This is a genomic window from Streptomyces sp. NPDC056347, from assembly GCF_042262625.1.
GTDB lineage: Bacteria > Actinomycetota > Actinomycetes > Streptomycetales > Streptomycetaceae > Streptomyces.
The window spans coordinates 29,783-46,143 of the sequence record NZ_JBHJQP010000046.1 but is presented as its reverse complement, the minus strand read 5'-3'; the positions used below and the strand labels follow the sequence as shown (position 1 = coordinate 46,143).

Here is a 16,361-nt window from a genome sequence, read left to right as displayed (position 1 = left end):
TCCCCGGCCCGCGGAGCCGTCCCTGCCCGCCGTCGGGGCAGGCGAGGAGCCGGGGCCGTGCGCACCCGTCCGGCCCCGCCCCGCCCCGGTGCCGCGGTCATGGGCGGCGGTGTCCTGGCCCGGACTCCGGCCGATCCGTGCCAGTGGCACTTACGGGCACCGGGTGCGCGCGGTGCGGGATACCGTCCGGGTGCCGCCGCCGAACGGCGGCGGGGGAGCGGCGCGGCCCGCCCCGGCCACCTCACCGTGCCCGGCGGCCGGCGCCGCATCGGCGTCCGGATCGAGGAGGACCTCATGACCACCCGCCAGGTACGCACCGTCGACTACCACACCGGCGGCGAACCGTTCCGCATCGTTCCCGAGCCGCCGGCCGCCATCGAGGGGGCCACCGTCGCCGAGCGCCGGATGTTCGCCATCGGCGACCCCGACGTGGACGCCCTGCGCAAGCTGCTGTGCTTCGAACCCCGCGGGCACGCGGACATGTACGGCGGGTTCATCACCCCGCCCGACGACGAGGGCGCTCACTTCGGCGTGCTGTTCTGGCACAAGGACGGCTTCTCGACGGCCTGCGGCCACGGCTCCATCGCGCTCGCCGTCTGGGCCGTGCAGACCGGCCGTGTCGCCCGTGATCCCTCCGGCGTCACCACGGTCGTCATCGACGTGCCCTCCGGCCGGGTCACCCTGCGCGTGCGCACCGAGGGCGAGCGGATCACCGGTGTCGACTTCGTCAACGTCCCCGGCTACCGGCTCGCCGAGCGCGTCACCGTCGCCACGTCCCGCGGGGACGTCGTCGTCGACATCGCCTACGGCGGCGCCATCTACGCGCACCTGGAAGCGGCCGGTGCGGGACTGGCCGTCACCCCCGAGCACTACTCCGACCTCATCGCGATCGGACGCGAGGTCAAATGGGCGCTGAACGACACCGAGTACGCCCGGCACCCCGCCGACGACCGCCTCAGCGGCATCTACGGCACCATCCTGTACGACGACCTCGGCGACGACGAGGACGGCAACCCGCACCAGCGCAACGTCACCGTCTTCGCCGACGGCCAGGTCGACCGTTCCCCGTGCGGCTCCGGCACCTGTTCCCGTGTCGCGGTGCTCGCGGCGACCGGCCGCCTGGAGCCGGGCCGGACCCTCGTCCACGACTCGATCATCGGCACCCGCTTCCACGCGCGGATCGCCGGGGAACCGACCGTCCACGGCCGCCCCGCCGTCGTCGCGGAGGTCACGGGCACGGCGTACCGGACCGGCGAGCACTGCTTCGACCTCGACCCCGGGGACGACCTCGGCACCGGCTTCGTCCTGCGCTAGCCGGCCTACCCGTGCTCCCCGACGGCCGCTCCGGGGAGAACGCCGGGGGTTCCGGATCGCCGGACCACCGCACCCCGAAGCGGCGCAGCCGCGCTGCCGGCCGGCAGCGCGGGCCCGGGGCCCGGTCCGGGAGCGGGCGCTTCCGCTGCCGCGCGCCTGCCCGGCCCGTCCCGGGGCACCGCCCGGGCCGCCCCACCAGCGGCAATCCCGTCACCGGCCCCGGCAGCGCGGCCGCCGGGGCCGCGTGCGGGTCCACCCGTCCAGGGAGGTGTCAGTCGCGATCCGTCCGTGCCGGTCGGACTAGAATCACCGTATGATCTTCATTGTCGTCAAATTCCCGGTCCGGCCCGAATACACCGACTCCTGGCTGTCCCACGTGGACGCGTTCACCCGGGCGACCCGCGCCGAACCGGGGAACCTGTGGTTCGAGTGGTCGCGCAGCGTCGAGGAACCCGACACCTATGTGCTCGTCGAGGCGTTCCAGGACGGCTCCGCGGAGGCCCATGTGAACTCGGACCACTTCCGGGCCGCGATGGAGACCATGCGTCCACTGGTCCAGAGGGCGCCGCAGATCGTCAGCACCACGATCGAAGGCGCCACCGGCTGGGACAAGATGGGCGAGCTCGGCATCGACTGAGACCCGGTGCCCGGCCGTGAGGCCGTCCGCCGCCCCACCGCACGCGCCGGCCTCTCGCGTTGCCGGACATGCTCAGTGCGCCGTCGGTGTGCGGGCGAGCGCGGCGGCCTCCTGCGGTGTCATCCCCGTGCCCTGTTCGAACGCCTCCCGGAACGCCTCCTCGCCCAGGGCGGCGACCGCACGGGCGGTGATCCGGTCGACGTCGGCCCGTTCCGCGGCGGGCAGTGGAGCGCCCACGCCGCGCCGTGCGGCGTCAGCGGCACCGAGCAGCACCGCGGCGCGGGCCGGGCCCCCGGGGCCGGCCGCGAGCGACTCGGCTCCCGCCAGGCCCTCCAGCGACAGCGCGAAGGCGCGCGGCTCGGCGAGGTCGAACGCGTACTCCAGGCCCCGCAGCTGGCGGGTGAGTGCCAGGCCGCGGTCGCCGCGCAGCTCGGCGATGAAACCGAGTTCGGCATGCCGCAGGTGGTCGCCGGCCGGGGACACGAAGCGCGTCAGCATGTCGAGCAGCCGGGACTCGGCCTCGTCGAGCGCGCCGGAGCGGCGTGCGCCGAGTGCGAGGCCGGTCCCGGCGGCCGCCTCACCGAACAGGTAGCCCTGTTCGGCGGACAGCCTCCGTGCCCGCTCGTGGAGTTCGGCGGCGCGGGGCCAGTCCTCGGCCAGCAGCGCAAGACGGCCGAGACCCGAAAGCCGTACGGACACCTCTGCGTGCAGACCCAGCTCCTCGGCGAGCCTCAGGCCCTGTTCCTGGCGGCGTTCGGCCGTGGCGTAGTCGCCCATGATCTGCGCGTGTGCGGCCAGCGGCGAGACGGTCTGCAGCTCGCCCCAACGGTCGCCGAGTTCCCGGAAGGCCGTGGCGGCGCGCACGCCGTCGCGGTCCAGAGCGGCCAGGTCGCCGGTGAAGAGCCCGTGCATCGCGCGCAGCGCGAGCCCGGCGGCGACGCCCCAGCGGTCCCGGGCCGCCTCGAACAGCGCCACCGCGGCATCGTTCAACCCGGCACTCGCCGCCATGTCGTTCGCGCTGAACTCCCCGTACGCGCACAGCCACAGCGCCCGGCCGCGGCGCACCGGATCCGGCACACCGTCGGCGATGCCGCCGACGGCCCTCGAGGGTTCTCCGGTCATACGGGCGAACGCATGGTGCAGCAGCGCGAGTTCGGCATCGTTCGGGGCGGCTTCTGAAGCCGCTTCGAGGCGGCGCCGGGCCTCGGTGAGGCGGCCGCGCAGAAGCCACCACCAGCACAGCGAGGCGGTGAGCCGGGCCGCGCCGGACGGATCGGGCCGGTCGAGGGACTCGTCGAGGGCCGCGCGCAGGTTCGCCGCCTCCGCGTCGAGCAGGGCCAGCCGGCGCTGCTGGTCCGCGCCGCGCAGCGACGCCTCCGCGCCCTCGGCGAGCGCCAGGTAGTGACGCAGATGACGGTCCCGGGTACCGGCCGCGTCCGCCATCTCGTGCAACCGGTCGAGGGCGTAGACGGCGACCGTCTCCAGCAGCCGGTAGCGCGTGCCCGTCGGACCCGTGACGACCACGACCAACGACCGCTCCACCAGCCGGGTCAGCAGGCCCAGGACGTTCGTCCCGGCCACGCCGTCGCCCGCGCACACCGCCTCGGCCGCGTCGAGCGTGCAACCGTCGCGGTGCACGGCCAGCCGCCGCAGCACGATGCGTTCCGGCGCGCCGAGCAGTTCCCAGCTCCAGTCGATCACGGCCCGCAGTGTGCGCTGCCGGGCGGGCGCGTCACGGCGGCCGGACGTCAGCAGCCCGAACCGGTCGCCGAGCCGGTCCGCCAGCCCGCGCACGCCGAGCACCCGGACCCGGGTCGCGGCCAGTTCGAGGGCGAGCGGGATGCCGTCCAGGCGCTCGCAGACCTCCGCCACCGCGGCCGGGCCGCCGTCGTCCCCGGACGGCCCGAACCCCGGCGCGGCGGCTTCCGCCCGTGCGATGAACAGCGCCTGTGCCTCGGCCGATTCGAGTGGTTCGACCAGCACGACGGCCTCACCGGCGACCGCGAGCGGTTCCTGGCTCGTCGTCAGGATCCGCACCCCCGGCGCGGTGCGCAGCAGCAGGGCGGTCAACTCCGCCGCGGCGTCCACCACATGCTCGCAGTTGTCCAGCACGAGCAGCACGGACCGGTCGCGCAGTGCCTGGGCCAGACGTTCGGCGGGCGCTGACGGGATGCCGGGGCGCGGGGCCCCCGGCGGGGTGTCGTCGCGGATGCCGAGGACGGCGGCGACCTCGGCCGCCAGGTCGGCGGCATCGCCGTGCCGCCCGGCGAGTTCGACGAACCGGACGCTGTCGGGAAGCCGAGGTTCCGCCGCCCCGGCGTCCCCGCGCGGGCGCCCGTCCGGGGCGGCCGGCCCGGTGCCTGCCGACACGGCGTGCGCCCAGGCCCGTGGCCGGTGCGGACCGGCCGCGGCGGAGTGGCCGACGCCCGCCAGACGCCGTGCGGCGGCGATCGCCAACCGCGTCTTGCCGACTCCGCCGGGACCGGTCAGCGTCACCAGGCGGGAATCGTCCAGGAGCCGGGCGATCCGCGCCAGCACCGCGTCGCGTCCGATCAACGGGGTGGGATCCGCCGGGAGGTTGGACGGGACGGTGCGGAATCCGTCGCCGCCCGGGACCGCATCGGATTCCGCCGGCGACGCGGTGCCGCCGGCGGAGCCGCGCGCGTGGCCGGTGCCGGCGGCCGCGACGGCCGCCCGCTCGTACGGACGCACCGCACCGACGGCGCCCTGCGCCCGTGGCGCCCGCGCCTCCAGCGACGGGTCCTGCCGAAGGATCGCGTCGTGCAGCGCGACCAGACCGGGGCCCGGATCGAGCCCCAGTTCGTCCGCCAGACGGCCGCGCAGGTCGGCGTACGAGGCCAGCGCCTCGCTCTGCCGCCCCGCCCGGTACAGCGCCCGCAACTGCACGGCGCGCAGCCGTTCACGCAGCGGGTACTGGGCCACCAGGTCGGCGAGTTCACCGGTGAGCAGCGGATCGTCGCCCGCTTCGAGGCGGGCTTCGGTGTGCTCCTCCAGCACGGCGACGCGTTGCTCGTCGAGCCGGTGGGCCGCGGCGAGGGCGAACTCCTCGTCGGCGAAGTCCGCGTACGCCGGGCCGCGCCACAGCCCGAGCGCGGCTGCCAGCCCGGCGGCGCGTTCCCCGGGGTCGGCGACGGTACGGGCGTCGGCTACCAGCGCCAGGAACCGTGCGGCGTCCACCTCGCCGGCCCCGGCGCCGTCGGCCGTCGCGAGGGCCAGCCGGTAGCCGACGCCCTGCCGCACCACGCGGTCCCGGCCGATCGCGCGGCGCAGCTGGGACACCTTGGCCTGGAGCGCGTTGGCCGGATTCCCGGGCGGCTCGTCCCCCCACAGCTCGTCGATCAGCCGGTCCGCGGAAGCGGCCCGCCCCTCCCGGACGAGGAGCGCGGCCAGCAGCGCGCGGACCTTCGCCTCGGGGACCTTCACCAGGTCGCCCGCGGCGTCCCACACCGCAAGTGGTCCAAGCACCCCGAAACGCATGTCCGCACGCTACACAACGCGGCCCGAAGCACCGTCAGCGGACCATCAGCCGATCCGAAGCGCCTGCGGCCAGAGTCGTCCCTGTCGGAAGAACGGCACAACGGATCGGTCGCAGGGAGCGGATCATGCCGAAGTACACGGGCCGGAAAGCGGTCGTCGTAGGAGGCACCACGCAGGCCGGCCTCGCGATCGCCAAGCGCCTCGTCGAAGGCGGCGCCCGCGTACTGCTGACCTGCGGCACCGCGCACGGGCTCGCGGACGCCGCGGACCGGCTGGGCCCCACGGCGTCCCTGGTCGCCTGCGACCTGTCCGCCGCGAACACACCGGACGCCGCCGCGGCGTTCGCCTCGACGGCGGAGAGCTCCTTCGGCACCATCGACATGCTGTTCGTCGGCGCCGAGCCCCGCACCGCGGAACGGCTCGCGAAGGCGGAGACGGAGCCTGAGCCGGGGACGGAGCCGGGGATGGAGACCGCCCCGGAGAAGGAATCCGGGGCGGAACGTTACGACCGGCAGTTCACCGCCACCGCGAAGGGCGCGTATGTCGCCGCCCGGACACTGGCACCACTGGTCGCCGACGGCGGCGCCATCGTCTTCACCACGGTGGCGGCGGACGCCTGCAGGCCCGGCACGCCGGACGCGGGCGTGCACGCCATGACGGCATCGGCCGTGCACGCCCTCGCCCGGGTGCTCGCCGTCGAACTCGCCGACCGCGGCATCCGCGTCAACGCCGTGTCGCCGGGCGCCATCGACGCACCCGCCGACGGCGCCGCCCGAGCCCCGCGGCGTGACGTCGCGCCTCTCCTCGGGCGCCTCGGTTCCGTCGACGAGGTCGCCCGCGCAGCGCTCTTCCTGGCCGCCGACGCGACCTTCACCACCGGCACCGTGCTCACCGTCGACGGCGGGCTCGGCTCCTGCGGCGACCGGCCGCGCCCGGCACCCCGTGACTGAGGCCCGCCCCCCACACGTGCCGCCGTATCCACACCCACGAACAGGACGACTCGCCATGCCTGCCACCACACACGCCGACACACCCGAGGCACCCGGCACACTCGGCACATCCGAGGCCTCCCGGGAGGCAGCGCCCCAGGACACCCCGGGCCCGAGCGCCGACCGGCTCCCGCTGCCCGCACTGCTCGCCCTGGCCACCGCCGTCTTCGTCACCAGCCTCACCGAGACGCTGCCCGCCGGGCTCCTGCCCGCGATGAGCTCCGACCTGGGCGTCGGCGAGTCGGCGGCCGGACAGACCGTGACCGTCTACGCCCTCGGCACCGCACTCACCGCGATCCCGCTCGCCGCCGCCACCGCCCGCTGGCCGCGCAAGCGGCTGCTGCTCGCCTCGATGGCCGGGTTCGCCGCCGCCAACACGGTCACCGCTCTGTCGTCGGCGTACACGCTGACCATGGTGGCCCGGTTCGTCGCGGGTATCGCCGCCGGCCTCGCGTGGGCGCTGCTCGCCGGCTACGCCCGACGACTGGCACCGCGGCACCTGGAAGGCCGGGCCGTGGCGGTGGCGATGACCGGCATCCCCCTCGCGCTCTCGCTCGGCGTCCCGGCCGGGACGTTCCTCGGACAGGCCGTGAACTGGCAGACCGCGTTCCTGGTCATGACCGGTCTGACCCTGCTGCTGCTCGTCTGGATCGCCGCCCTCGTGCCCGACCGGCCCGGCCGGGAACACTCCGCGGGTACGCCCGTGCGGGCCGCGCTGCGGGTGCCCGGGGTACTGCCGGTGCTGGCCGTCACCCTCGTGTTCGTCCTGGCCCACACCATCCTCTACACCTACATCGCCACACTCCTCGACGACCTCGGCCTCGGCGACGCCACCGACACCGTGCTGCTGGTCTTCGGCGCCGCCTCGCTGCTCTCCATCTGGCTGGTGGGCGCGCTCATCCACCGCAGGCTGCGGACCCTGATGGTGGCCGGCACGCTGCTCGTCGCGGTCGCCGCGACCGCTCTCGCGCTGTGGGCCGACAGCGCGTCCGTCGTCTATGCCGCGGCCGCACTGTGGGGTCTGGGCTGGGGCGGCGTGCCGACCCTGCTGCAGACCGCCGCGGGCGACGCGGCCGGGGACGCCGCCGACGCCGCGCAGGCCGCACTGGTCACCCTCTGGAACGCGGCGATGGCCGTCGGCGGAATGCTCGGTGGGCTGCTGTTCGGCCTGTTCGGGGCGGGGGCGTTCGCCTGGAGCGCGCTCGTACTGCTCGTCCCCGTCCTCGCCGTGGTCCTCGCCGCCCGCACCCACGGCTTCCCGGCCCGCCGGACCCCCACGGCCTGAACACCCGTCTCCGCCAAGCCGGTTCCGACCCACAACGCGAACCCCGAAGCCACGCACCCCCAGCCCGACCCCAGACCCCAGACCCCAGACCCCGGATCCCGAAAGGACCCCGCCATGACCGCGAGCCCGGCCTCCACCACCACCTCCACCTCCACCACCGCCCACAACCTGTTCGAACCCGCCCGGCTCGGCCCGCTCGACCTGCCGAACCGCCTCGTCATGGCCCCCATGACCCGCAACCGTGCCGCCGCCGACGGCACCCCGCTGCCGGTCATGGGCGAGTACTACGCACAGCGGGCCGGCGCCGGGCTGATCATCGCCGAGGCCACGACCCCGAACCAGGTCGGCGCGACGTACCCGAACATCCCGGCCATCTACCGGGACACGCACGTCGAGGGCTGGCGGGCGGTCACCGACACCGTGCGCGCCGCCGGCGGGCGGATGTTCCTGCAGCTCCAGCACGGCGGCCGGATCGGTCACCCGGAGACCAGCGGAATCCACCCCGTCGCGCCCTCCCCGGTGCCGTTCCCCGACCCGATGCACACCCCGTCCGGCTCGCGTCCGCCGGTGGTGCCGCGGGAGATGACGGTCGACGAGATCCGTGCCACTGTCGAGGACTTCGCGAACGCCGCACGGAACGCGGTGGCCGCGGGCTTCGCCGGGGTCGAGGTGCACTCCGCGAACGGCTACCTGCTCCACCAGTTCCTCGGCCAGGACACCAACCGGCGCACCGACGCCTACGGCGGCCCGGTCGCCAACCGCATCCGGTTCACCGTCGAGGTCGTCCGCGCCGTCGTCGACGCGATCGGCGCCGAGCGGGTCGGCGTCCGCATCGCTCCCGGCGTCACCGCGAACGCCATGGCCGAAGGCGACACCGAGGCCATCTACCCCGAACTGGTGGCCGCCCTCGCCGAGATCGGCCCGGCCTACCTGCACATCGTGTTCGCCGACCCCGACCAGGCGCTGTTCCACGAACTGCGCGCGGCCTGGCCCGGCACACTCATCGCCAACCCGGTACTGGGATGGGGCGGCCCGCTCCCCGAGGACGGCGGAAAGGCCGCCGCCGAACGGCTGCTCGCCGCGGGTGCCGACCTGATCGCACTGGGCCGCCCCTTCCTCGCCAACCCGGACCTCGTGCACCGGCTGCGTACCGGCGCTCCCGTCAACCAGGTACGCGATCACGGCCTGATGTACACGGGCGGGGCCGACGGCTACACCGACTACCCGACGCTGGGCGGCTCGGACCCGGCGGACCGCACCGGCCTTGCCACGGCGGGCGTGTGATCCGCCGCCCGCCACGCCCGCCGAACCGGCCCGGACCACCGCCCAGGAGTCCGGGCCGGTCGCGATGGCGCGACGCACTGCTCCACCAGGCGCCGCGGACGGCGGCCGGTGCTGCCGGGTTCCGCACCGGCCGGCTGCCGGGCCGGGCACCCGGCCGGGCGTCGACGCCCGTTCCGGGAACAGCCCCGTGCCCCGGACGGTCCCTAGACGATGATCGGGTTGGCCTCCGTGGTGCAGCCGGTTCCGATCACCACAAGCGTCTCCACCGGCACGGTTTGGAGAACCTTCCCGAAGACCGCGACGGAGTCGGCGCAGTACACCTGAGTCGAACCCTGCTTCGGGTCGCGGAGTACGACCGGTCCGCGGTTCGAGTACGGCAGGACCTCGGAGCCCGGGACGGTGCGTTCCCCCCTGTCGCAGCCCAGGCCGAGAGCTTCGGGGTTGGGCAGCCCCAGCTGCCGCGCCGCCTCGAAGGCCGGTTCGACGGAGAAGCCGGGCGGAGGATTCTTGAGATCGACCGTGCCCAGCGAGCACGACCGCGTGGGGGTTTCCCCGGGAGCGGCCTCAGCGGGCGAGGCCAGGGCCAGGGCGACCAGAGCGGCGGAGACAGCAGTGAGAGTCCTTTTCATGCCGCTGATGGTTCCGCCCGTGCCCGGCCGGCGAGAACGGTCTTCAACGCCCGAGCACGAACCCTTCGCGTTTCCTTGGAACGCGCGCGCCCTCCTCGGCACATGCACGCCCTCCTCGGCACGCGCGCGCCCCCTCCGGGCGGTCGACGCCGCCAGGGCCACACCGGACCGGCGGTGACAGTCTGTGGAGCGCAGGCAGGACCGGGACTCCTCCCGGCACCGCGCAGCGCAACAGGAACCCACCCGGCACCGCGGCCCTCAACGGCGCGGTAGGCAAGCAGCCGTCCGGGAGCGGTGACGCCGTGACCTGCCTCGGATCGCATCCGCCGAACCATGCGACCGAAACCGCTCTCGTCGCCGACGGCGGCCCGATCCCGATGATCCTGCGCCCGTTCCGGACCGGTGCGGGCCGAGCCGACCAGCAGCACCTTCCACGAAGGAATCCCATGAGCGAGAACAATCCGAGCGAGGCCGCCAAAGAGGTCGTCCGCCGCAACACCGAGGAGGTGCAGGGCGGCGGGGACTTCGCCCTCTTCGACTAGCTGTTCGCCGACGGTTTCCCCTGATGCAGCAACTCGGCGCACTGCCGACAGCCGTACAGGCGCTCGACCTCAGCCCCAGGTCTCGCCGCAGACCTGGTCCGGTCCGAAGTAGCGGGAGGTGACGGAGGCGAGCGCCGGCACCGGGCCGCCGTCCAGGCCGAGGTGGCCCAGCGCGTGCTTGAAGGTGTGGACCACGCAGGTCCGCACCGCGAGCACCGGCCCGCCGTCCATGTCTTTGCAGGTGTTGGCGGACAGCGGCCGGTTCTGCGGACGCGCCAGCGCGAAGCAGGCCAGCGGCGTACGTCCGTCCTCGTACTGGAAGTAGTCGGTGATCGCCCGGTTGCCGAAGTCCAGGTGGGCGAAGACGACGGCGACGTCCTCGTCGCCGTACGGGGCGGCCCGCAGCGCGGGCAGTATGTCGAGCACCTTGTCGCCGGAGGCGAGCAGCCGGGCCTCCTCGTGCGAGGGACCCCAGGGCGGGGGATCGTCGTCCGGGTCCGGCGTGTCCCACGGGTACTCCTTGGTCCGCAGCACCGTACCGACGGGAGGCCGGTCCCAGCGGGCCTGCCCGCTGACACTGCCCCAGTTGAGGCTCGCGTTGACGCAGAGCCGCCCCGCGAGGAGCGCCCACGGGGTCCGGACCACACGCTCGCGCGCCAACTCGACCGCGAGCCGGCCGAACGCCTCCGGCCGCAGGAGAGCCGGCTCCGCAGGTGCGACGAAGGCGTCGGTCCAGATTCCCATGTCCCACTTGTAGCAACGGGCCGCGGCCCGGCGCGACCGTGTTTCCAGGCCCGGCCTGCCGCTCGGGCACCACGTCCCCGGGATCGTCGGCCGCGTGGCCGGGCCTTTGTGACGGGACCGGGACCTGGCTCCGCCCGGAGGCCGGGCCCTCGTGGCCGCCTCGCGCATCCGGAGCCACCGCGGGCGACCAACAACGGCGGGTCCCGGAACACGGGCGCCCCGCCGGCGCGCACACGCCTTCGGCACCGATGTCCTGGCCGCCTACCGGCCAACGGCGAGGGACGTGCCGCCCGTCCGGTCCCGTCCGTCCGGACCCACGCCCTGCCCGGCGGCGGCCCGGTAGGCGCTCGGCGGGCGGCCCAGCAGGGTACGGAAGGCGGTGGTGAACGCCGCCGGGCTGTCGTAGCCGAGACCGGCCGCCACCCGGGTGACCGGCGCACCGGCGGCCAAGTGCCGCAGAGAATGCACGATGCAGGCCCGTTGCCTCCACTGCGCGAAGCTCAGCCCGGTGGCGCCGTGGAACCGCCGGCCCAGAGTGCGTTCACTGACGCCCAGCACGGCGGCCCAGCGGGCGGGCGGATCGTGGACGTCGGGCCGGCGCAGGAACGCGGCGCACAACCGCCGAAGCGCCGGATCGGCGGGCAACGGGACATCCAGGGGCAGCGGCGCGAGGTCGGCCAGTTCGTACAGGAGCAGGCCGACCAGGGCCGCGTCGCGGCCGTGCTCCGGGTAGAGCGGCTCCATGTCGACGGCCGCCAGGAGGAGTTCACGCAGCAGCGCGGAGACCTCGACGACCCGGCAGCGGGCAGGGAACCACGGCACGGCGGCGGGCTCGATGTACACGCTGCGGGTACTGACCCCCGGCATGGAGACCTGATGCCGGGTCCCGGCCGGGATCAGCACCGCGCGATCCGGGGGCACCGTCCACGTACCCTCCGCCGTCGTCAGCTCCATGACACCGGTCGCGGCGTACAGCACCTGGACCCGGCGGTGCTCGTGGTACGGCAGCAGATGGCCGGGCGGGTAATCGGTGCCGATGGCCAGCACGGCACGGTCGAAGGCATCGACCTCGTCGATACGGACATTGCGCACACCCCCAGACTAGGACCCGGCCCCGCTGTCGGATCGGCGAAAGAACATGGCGACCCTTCGATTGCCCGCCACACCGCCGGGTCCGTAGCGTCGCAGCAGTGCAGACCCCATACCTCCTGCTTCTCCTGTTCGGCTGCCTGACCGGGATCACCACGGTGCTCTTCGGATTCGGCGGCGGCTTCGTCACCGTCCCCCTCGTCTACGGCCTCTGGAACACCACGGCACACCCCGGCACGGACGCGATGCACGTGGCGGTGGCCACATCGACGGCGGTCATGGCCGTCAACTCCGCCTTCGCGACCCTGACACAGTGGCGCCAGGGCCGGCTGCGCCGGGAGTACATCTGGCCGATGGCCGCATTCGTACTGCTCGGCGCGGTGGCCGGATCGCTCGCGGCAACCCGGATCAGCGACACCGCGCTGCGGGTACTGTTCGCCGCCTACCTGCTGGCGACGATCGCCGACAGCCTGCTGCGCAAGGGCTTCCTGTCCACCCCGCGAGCCCAGGGACCACGCCCGCTCGGCCGCCCGGCCAGAACGCTGGGCGGCGTCGGCATCGGATCCGTCGCCGCCTGCCTCGGCGTCGGCGGCAGCGTCATGACCGTCCCCCTGCTACGACGCCGCGGCCTGCCGATGGCCGAGGCGACGGCCATGGCCAACCCGCTCAGCCTGCCCGTCGCCGTCGTCGGCACCACCGTCTACACCCTCGCCGCCCCCACCCTGCACGCCCAAACCGGACGCCTCGGCTACATCGACCTGCTCGCCTGCGCCGCGCTGCTCGCCGGCTCGCTGCCCACCATCGCCCTCGCCCGCCGCGCCACGGCCCGCGTCCCGGACCGGGCCCACTCCATCGCCTACGTCACCCTGCTGGTGATCGTCACGCTCGTCATGGTGGTCTGAACACACCCCGGGTCGCCGCACCCGCCACCGGGTGCGGTACGAAGTCCGGTGTGAACGATCAGACCCGACCCGCGACCGTCCGCGTGTTCATCGCGCTCGCCCCGCCCGACCACGCGAAGGCGGAACTGGCCCGGGAACTGCGCCCCGCCTACGACACCCACCCCCAGATGCGGTGGAACCGCATCGAGGACTGGCACATCACCCTGGCGTTCCTCGGAGAACTCCCCACCGGGACGGTCCCGTCGCTGCGCCCGCCCCTCGCCGGCCTCGCGGCGGCCCACCGGCCGCTCCGCCTGGCACTGCGCGGCAGCGGGAACTTCGACGACCGGGTGCTCTGGAGCGGAATCGACGGAGACCTGGACGGACTGCACACCCTCGCCGCCGAGGTGCGCACCGCCGTCAGGAACTGTGGTGTCGCCTTCGAGGAACGGCCCCTGCGGCCCCACCTGACACTGGCCCGTGCCCGCCGGGGAGACCGGTCCTCGGCGGGAGAGATCGCCGAAAGTCTCGCCGGATTCACCGGTCGTCCATGGCACACCGAACGTCTGCACCTGGTAGGGAGCAACGCCGGCCGCAGCCGGGGCCCGATCCACTACCGCGACATCGAGGCATGGCCCCTCGGCGACGGGAACCCGCCGGTACCGGATCAGCGCCCCGCGCACGGCTGACCCGCGGCCTCGTACGCGGGCGCCCGTCTCCCTTCGGCCGTCGGGCACGCGGCGGCACGGGCCCCTGCCGGGAATCCGGCAGGGGCCGCGGCGCAAACGGTCACGGAGAGCCGGGACCCGCCGCCGACGAGCGGTACGCCACCGGCATCAACTGCCGCCCGCCGCCGGCCCGGCGGCCCGGCCCGGCTTCAGGTGCCGTGCGAAGAACCGGGCCGCCACATCCCCCGCGAACTGCGGGACGCCGGTGTGACCGCCCATATTGGCGTGCAGGGACTTCTCCTTGGAACCGAAGGCGTCGAACAGGTCCAGGGCCGCCTGCCGGTCGTTGCCCTCGTCGTCCCACTGCAGCAGGACATGCAGCGGAACAGTGACCTGCCGGGCCTCCTCGAACATGACGCGAGGCACGAGACTCCCCGCGAACAGACCGGCGGCGACGATGCGCGGCTCGACCACCGCCAGCCGGATGCCGATGGAGATCACACCGCCCGAGTACCCGACCGGACCGCCGATCTCAGGAAGCGACAGGAAGGCGTCCAGCGCGGCCTGCCACTCCGGGACCGCCCTGTCGACCAGCGGGAGAACGAGGGAGTCGACGATCCCGTCGCCGACCGGCTCGCCGGCCCGCATCGCCCGGCGCAGGTCGGCGCGGGCCCGGTCGAGGGCGGGCAGGCCTGGCCGGTCGCCGCATCCGGGGAGCTCGATGGTGGCCGTGGCGAAACCCTCCGCCGCGCAGTGCCGGGCCCGGTCCAGCAGCCGGGGGTACATCCTGCGCAGCCCGAGCGTGGGGTGGCCGAGCAGGATCAGCGGCACGGGCGCGGAAGCGGAAGCGGTTTCGGGCGTCCACAGGATGCCGGGAATCCCGTCGAAGGAGAATTCCCGTTCGAGGACACCGTCGTCGAGACGTTGCCGGGAAGTGAAATGCATGGTCGTGCCTTTCGGGAGTGCACTGGAACGGCGCTCCCGGACGACCCGTTTATCGCCCGACCGTGACCCCGAAGGAGAGCACCCATGTCGATACTGTGTTCACGGGTACCACCTCCTCGGTCTCTCGCACGGCCTCCGGAAACCTAGCAGGGGCCGGCCCCCGTCCGCCAAACGGTTCCCGCGGGGTCTTCGCGGCAGGGGCCACGGAGACGGACCGGCCCGCCTCAGGAACGCGGCGGTCTCAGCCGCAGCTGCAGCATCGCTTCGAACCTCGCCTCCGGGTCGCCGAGATCGATGTCCGCGACCGAGGCCAGCCGCTTGAGGCGGTAGCGGAAGGTGTTGGGATGGACGTGCACGGCGGCAGCGGCGGCGGCCACGTCGCCGAAGGTGCTCAGCCAGGCGTCCAGGGTCCCGGTGAGGGCCGTGCCGTGCTCGGCGTCGTAGGCGAGCAGCCGTATGACGGGACCGTCCGGCAGATCGTCCTCGGCGGCCATCCGGTCCGTCAGCTCCTCCAGCAGCGAGGCGGCGTAGACGTCCGACAGCCGGGCGGCCCTGCGCCGGGTGCGGCCGGAGCCGAGGACCCGCAGCGCACGGTCCGCGTCGGCACGCGAGCGGCGCAGCTCCACCGGGCGGGCGGCCAGCCGGCCGACCCCGATGACGGCGGGCACCCGGCCGCCGATCCGGCCGAGGAACGCCTCGGCGACCCGCAGCGCCTGCTCGTCCGAACTGGTGGGCAGGACCGCGTAGGTGACCTGGCCGAGGGCGGCCGCGGCGGTGCGGGGGTGGATCGCGGCCAGGTGGAGGGCGAGCGCCTCGGCGGCGCGGTGGCCCGCGGCCACCCGGTCGGGTTCGTACTGCTCGCCGGTCACCGCGAGCGCCAGCACGCAGGCGGGCTGCGCGGAAAGGCCGAGGCGGACGGCGGCCTGCGGCGCGTGCGTGCCGCCCTCCAGGACGGTGGCGAGCAGATCGGCGCGCAGCCGGCGTTCGGCGTCCGCACCGGAGCGGCGGCGCAGCAGATGCAGGGCGGCCACCTTCGCCGCCTCATGGAGGGCCTGGGTCCGGTCCGCGTTCAGCGGTCCGTCGACCACGACCCAGATCGAGCCGAGGATCTCGCCGCCCGCGCGGACGGCGATCGCGACCCGGGGCTTGTCCGCGATGCCGTCCACATAGACGGGTTCCTCCCTGCGGTACAGGGCCTGGAAGGCGCCGAGTTCCTCCAGCGCGCGCAGCTTCTCGGCGGGCACCTGACGGTCCAGTACGGTCGCGATCCGGTCCCGGTCGGCCTCGTCCTGCCGGCTGGAGAAGGCCAGCACCCGGCCGCCGCGGTCCTCCACGGTGACCGGGCCGTCCAGCAGCCCGGCCGTCGCGTTGGCCAGGGCGAACAGGTCACCGGCGAGCGGCTCGGCACCGTCGGCCTCGTCCGGACCGCCCACCGTGCCCAGTTCGTCGACCGCGAGCAGCGACCGCAGCAGCGCGGCCACCTGCGCCCAGGACGCCCCGGGGGTCAGACCCAGCACGGTCACGCCGGTGCGGGCCGCCGCCTCGGACACGGGTCCGTCCACCTGCACCGGGGAGCGGACCACCACGGCCGCCGCGCCGAGCCCGGCGGCCGTGTCGACCAGGGCGGCGACCGGCCCGGCGCCGTACACACCGACACCGAGCACCACCGCGCCGGGCAGCCTCGCCGGTTCGTCCAGGGGGTCCTGGATCAGCACCCCGGTGACGGTGCGGGCCGGGTCGGCCTCCCCGGCCACCACCTCGATCAGCGTCGACCCGAGATCGCTGAGGATCCGGCCCAGGACGGCCCGTGACTGTTCCGCCATCAGCACGCGGCAGTCGGTCGGGGACCGCCCGCG

Annotated in this window: 13 protein-coding genes; 7 read left to right on the top strand and 6 right to left on the bottom strand. The window is 74.4% G+C overall.

Going from position 1 to position 16,361, the window contains the following annotated elements; translation table 11 throughout:
- Window positions 1-294 precede the first annotated feature (294 nt).
- Entirely contained in the window at window positions 295-1,314 is a 1,020-nt protein-coding gene (locus ACFCV8_RS13565; protein ID WP_376685484.1) for a proline racemase family protein, read from the top strand.
- Window positions 1,315-1,627: 313 nt separating this feature from the next.
- The gene (locus ACFCV8_RS13560; RefSeq protein WP_376685483.1) at window positions 1,628-1,951 is read left to right on the top strand and encodes a putative quinol monooxygenase; all 324 of its coding nucleotides are present in this window, start codon (window positions 1,628-1,630) and stop codon (window positions 1,949-1,951) included.
- A 72-nt stretch (window positions 1,952-2,023) separates the two neighbouring features.
- On the opposite strand, the gene ACFCV8_RS13555 is transcribed toward ACFCV8_RS13560, so the two are convergent.
- Window positions 2,024-5,449: a BTAD domain-containing putative transcriptional regulator gene (locus ACFCV8_RS13555; RefSeq protein WP_376685482.1), complete on the bottom strand. Its 3,426-nt coding sequence runs from the start codon at window positions 5,447-5,449 to the stop codon at window positions 2,024-2,026.
- Between the two features lie 125 nt (window positions 5,450-5,574).
- Here ACFCV8_RS13555 and ACFCV8_RS13550 point away from each other — a divergent pair, with 125 nt between their 5' ends.
- The 3 genes from ACFCV8_RS13550 to ACFCV8_RS13540 all read left to right on the top strand — a co-directional run bounded on the left by ACFCV8_RS13550 (window position 5,575) and on the right by ACFCV8_RS13540 (window position 9,007).
- On the top strand, window positions 5,575-6,399 hold the full coding sequence (locus tag ACFCV8_RS13550; RefSeq protein ID WP_376685481.1) for an SDR family NAD(P)-dependent oxidoreductase: 825 nt from the start codon (window positions 5,575-5,577) through the stop codon (window positions 6,397-6,399).
- 55 nt (window positions 6,400-6,454) lie between these two features.
- Window positions 6,455-7,723: an MFS transporter gene (locus tag ACFCV8_RS13545; RefSeq protein ID WP_376685480.1), complete on the top strand. Its 1,269-nt coding sequence runs from the start codon at window positions 6,455-6,457 to the stop codon at window positions 7,721-7,723.
- A gap of 114 nt (window positions 7,724-7,837) precedes the next feature.
- Entirely contained in the window at window positions 7,838-9,007 is a 1,170-nt protein-coding gene (locus ACFCV8_RS13540; protein ID WP_376685479.1) for an alkene reductase, read from the top strand.
- Between the two features lie 203 nt (window positions 9,008-9,210).
- Here ACFCV8_RS13540 and ACFCV8_RS13535 read toward each other — a convergent pair whose 3' ends face one another.
- From ACFCV8_RS13535 to ACFCV8_RS13525, 3 genes are all read right to left on the bottom strand, one after another.
- Window positions 9,211-9,636, bottom strand: coding sequence for a hypothetical protein (locus tag ACFCV8_RS13535; RefSeq protein WP_376685478.1), 426 nt, complete (start codon window positions 9,634-9,636; stop codon window positions 9,211-9,213).
- 611 nt (window positions 9,637-10,247) lie between these two features.
- Window positions 10,248-10,922, bottom strand: a complete 675-nt coding sequence (locus tag ACFCV8_RS13530) for a hypothetical protein (protein WP_376685477.1) — start codon at window positions 10,920-10,922, stop codon at window positions 10,248-10,250.
- Between the two features lie 261 nt (window positions 10,923-11,183).
- Window positions 11,184-12,014, bottom strand: a complete 831-nt coding sequence (locus ACFCV8_RS13525; RefSeq protein ID WP_376685476.1) for a helix-turn-helix transcriptional regulator — start codon at window positions 12,012-12,014, stop codon at window positions 11,184-11,186.
- A 98-nt stretch (window positions 12,015-12,112) separates the two neighbouring features.
- Here ACFCV8_RS13525 and ACFCV8_RS13520 point away from each other — a divergent pair, with 98 nt between their 5' ends.
- The gene (locus ACFCV8_RS13520; RefSeq protein WP_376685475.1) at window positions 12,113-12,913 is read left to right on the top strand and encodes a sulfite exporter TauE/SafE family protein; all 801 of its coding nucleotides are present in this window, start codon (window positions 12,113-12,115) and stop codon (window positions 12,911-12,913) included.
- A 50-nt stretch (window positions 12,914-12,963) separates the two neighbouring features.
- The gene (gene thpR, locus ACFCV8_RS13515; protein ID WP_376685474.1) at window positions 12,964-13,581 is read left to right on the top strand and encodes an RNA 2',3'-cyclic phosphodiesterase; all 618 of its coding nucleotides are present in this window, start codon (window positions 12,964-12,966) and stop codon (window positions 13,579-13,581) included.
- Window positions 13,582-13,728: 147 nt separating this feature from the next.
- On the opposite strand, the gene ACFCV8_RS13510 is transcribed toward thpR, so the two are convergent.
- Complete coding sequence (locus tag ACFCV8_RS13510; RefSeq protein WP_376685473.1) at window positions 13,729-14,505, bottom strand: alpha/beta hydrolase; 777 nt, start codon at window positions 14,503-14,505, stop codon at window positions 13,729-13,731.
- Window positions 14,506-14,729: 224 nt separating this feature from the next.
- Window positions 14,730-16,328, bottom strand: a complete 1,599-nt coding sequence (locus tag ACFCV8_RS13505) for a PucR family transcriptional regulator (protein ID WP_376685472.1) — start codon at window positions 16,326-16,328, stop codon at window positions 14,730-14,732.
- Window positions 16,329-16,361: the final 33 nt, after the last annotated feature.

Bases quoted from the DNA above. Each gene is read 5' to 3' on its own strand.
- ACFCV8_RS13540 (WP_376685479.1), top strand. From the start codon at position 7,838: ATGACCGCGAGCCCGGCCTCCACCACCACCTCCACCTCCACCACCGCC.
- ACFCV8_RS13510 (WP_376685473.1), bottom strand. From the start codon at position 14,505: ATGCATTTCACTTCCCGGCAACGTCTCGACGACGGTGTCCTCGAACGG.
- ACFCV8_RS13560 (WP_376685483.1), top strand. From the start codon at position 1,628: ATGATCTTCATTGTCGTCAAATTCCCGGTCCGGCCCGAATACACCGAC.
- ACFCV8_RS13505 (WP_376685472.1), bottom strand. From the start codon at position 16,328: ATGGCGGAACAGTCACGGGCCGTCCTGGGCCGGATCCTCAGCGATCTC.
- ACFCV8_RS13545 (WP_376685480.1), top strand. From the start codon at position 6,455: ATGCCTGCCACCACACACGCCGACACACCCGAGGCACCCGGCACACTC.
- ACFCV8_RS13555 (WP_376685482.1), bottom strand. From the start codon at position 5,449: ATGCGTTTCGGGGTGCTTGGACCACTTGCGGTGTGGGACGCCGCGGGC.
- ACFCV8_RS13535 (WP_376685478.1), bottom strand. From the start codon at position 9,636: ATGAAAAGGACTCTCACTGCTGTCTCCGCCGCTCTGGTCGCCCTGGCC.
- ACFCV8_RS13530 (WP_376685477.1), bottom strand. From the start codon at position 10,922: ATGGGAATCTGGACCGACGCCTTCGTCGCACCTGCGGAGCCGGCTCTC.
- ACFCV8_RS13565 (WP_376685484.1), top strand. From the start codon at position 295: ATGACCACCCGCCAGGTACGCACCGTCGACTACCACACCGGCGGCGAA.
- ACFCV8_RS13550 (WP_376685481.1), top strand. From the start codon at position 5,575: ATGCCGAAGTACACGGGCCGGAAAGCGGTCGTCGTAGGAGGCACCACG.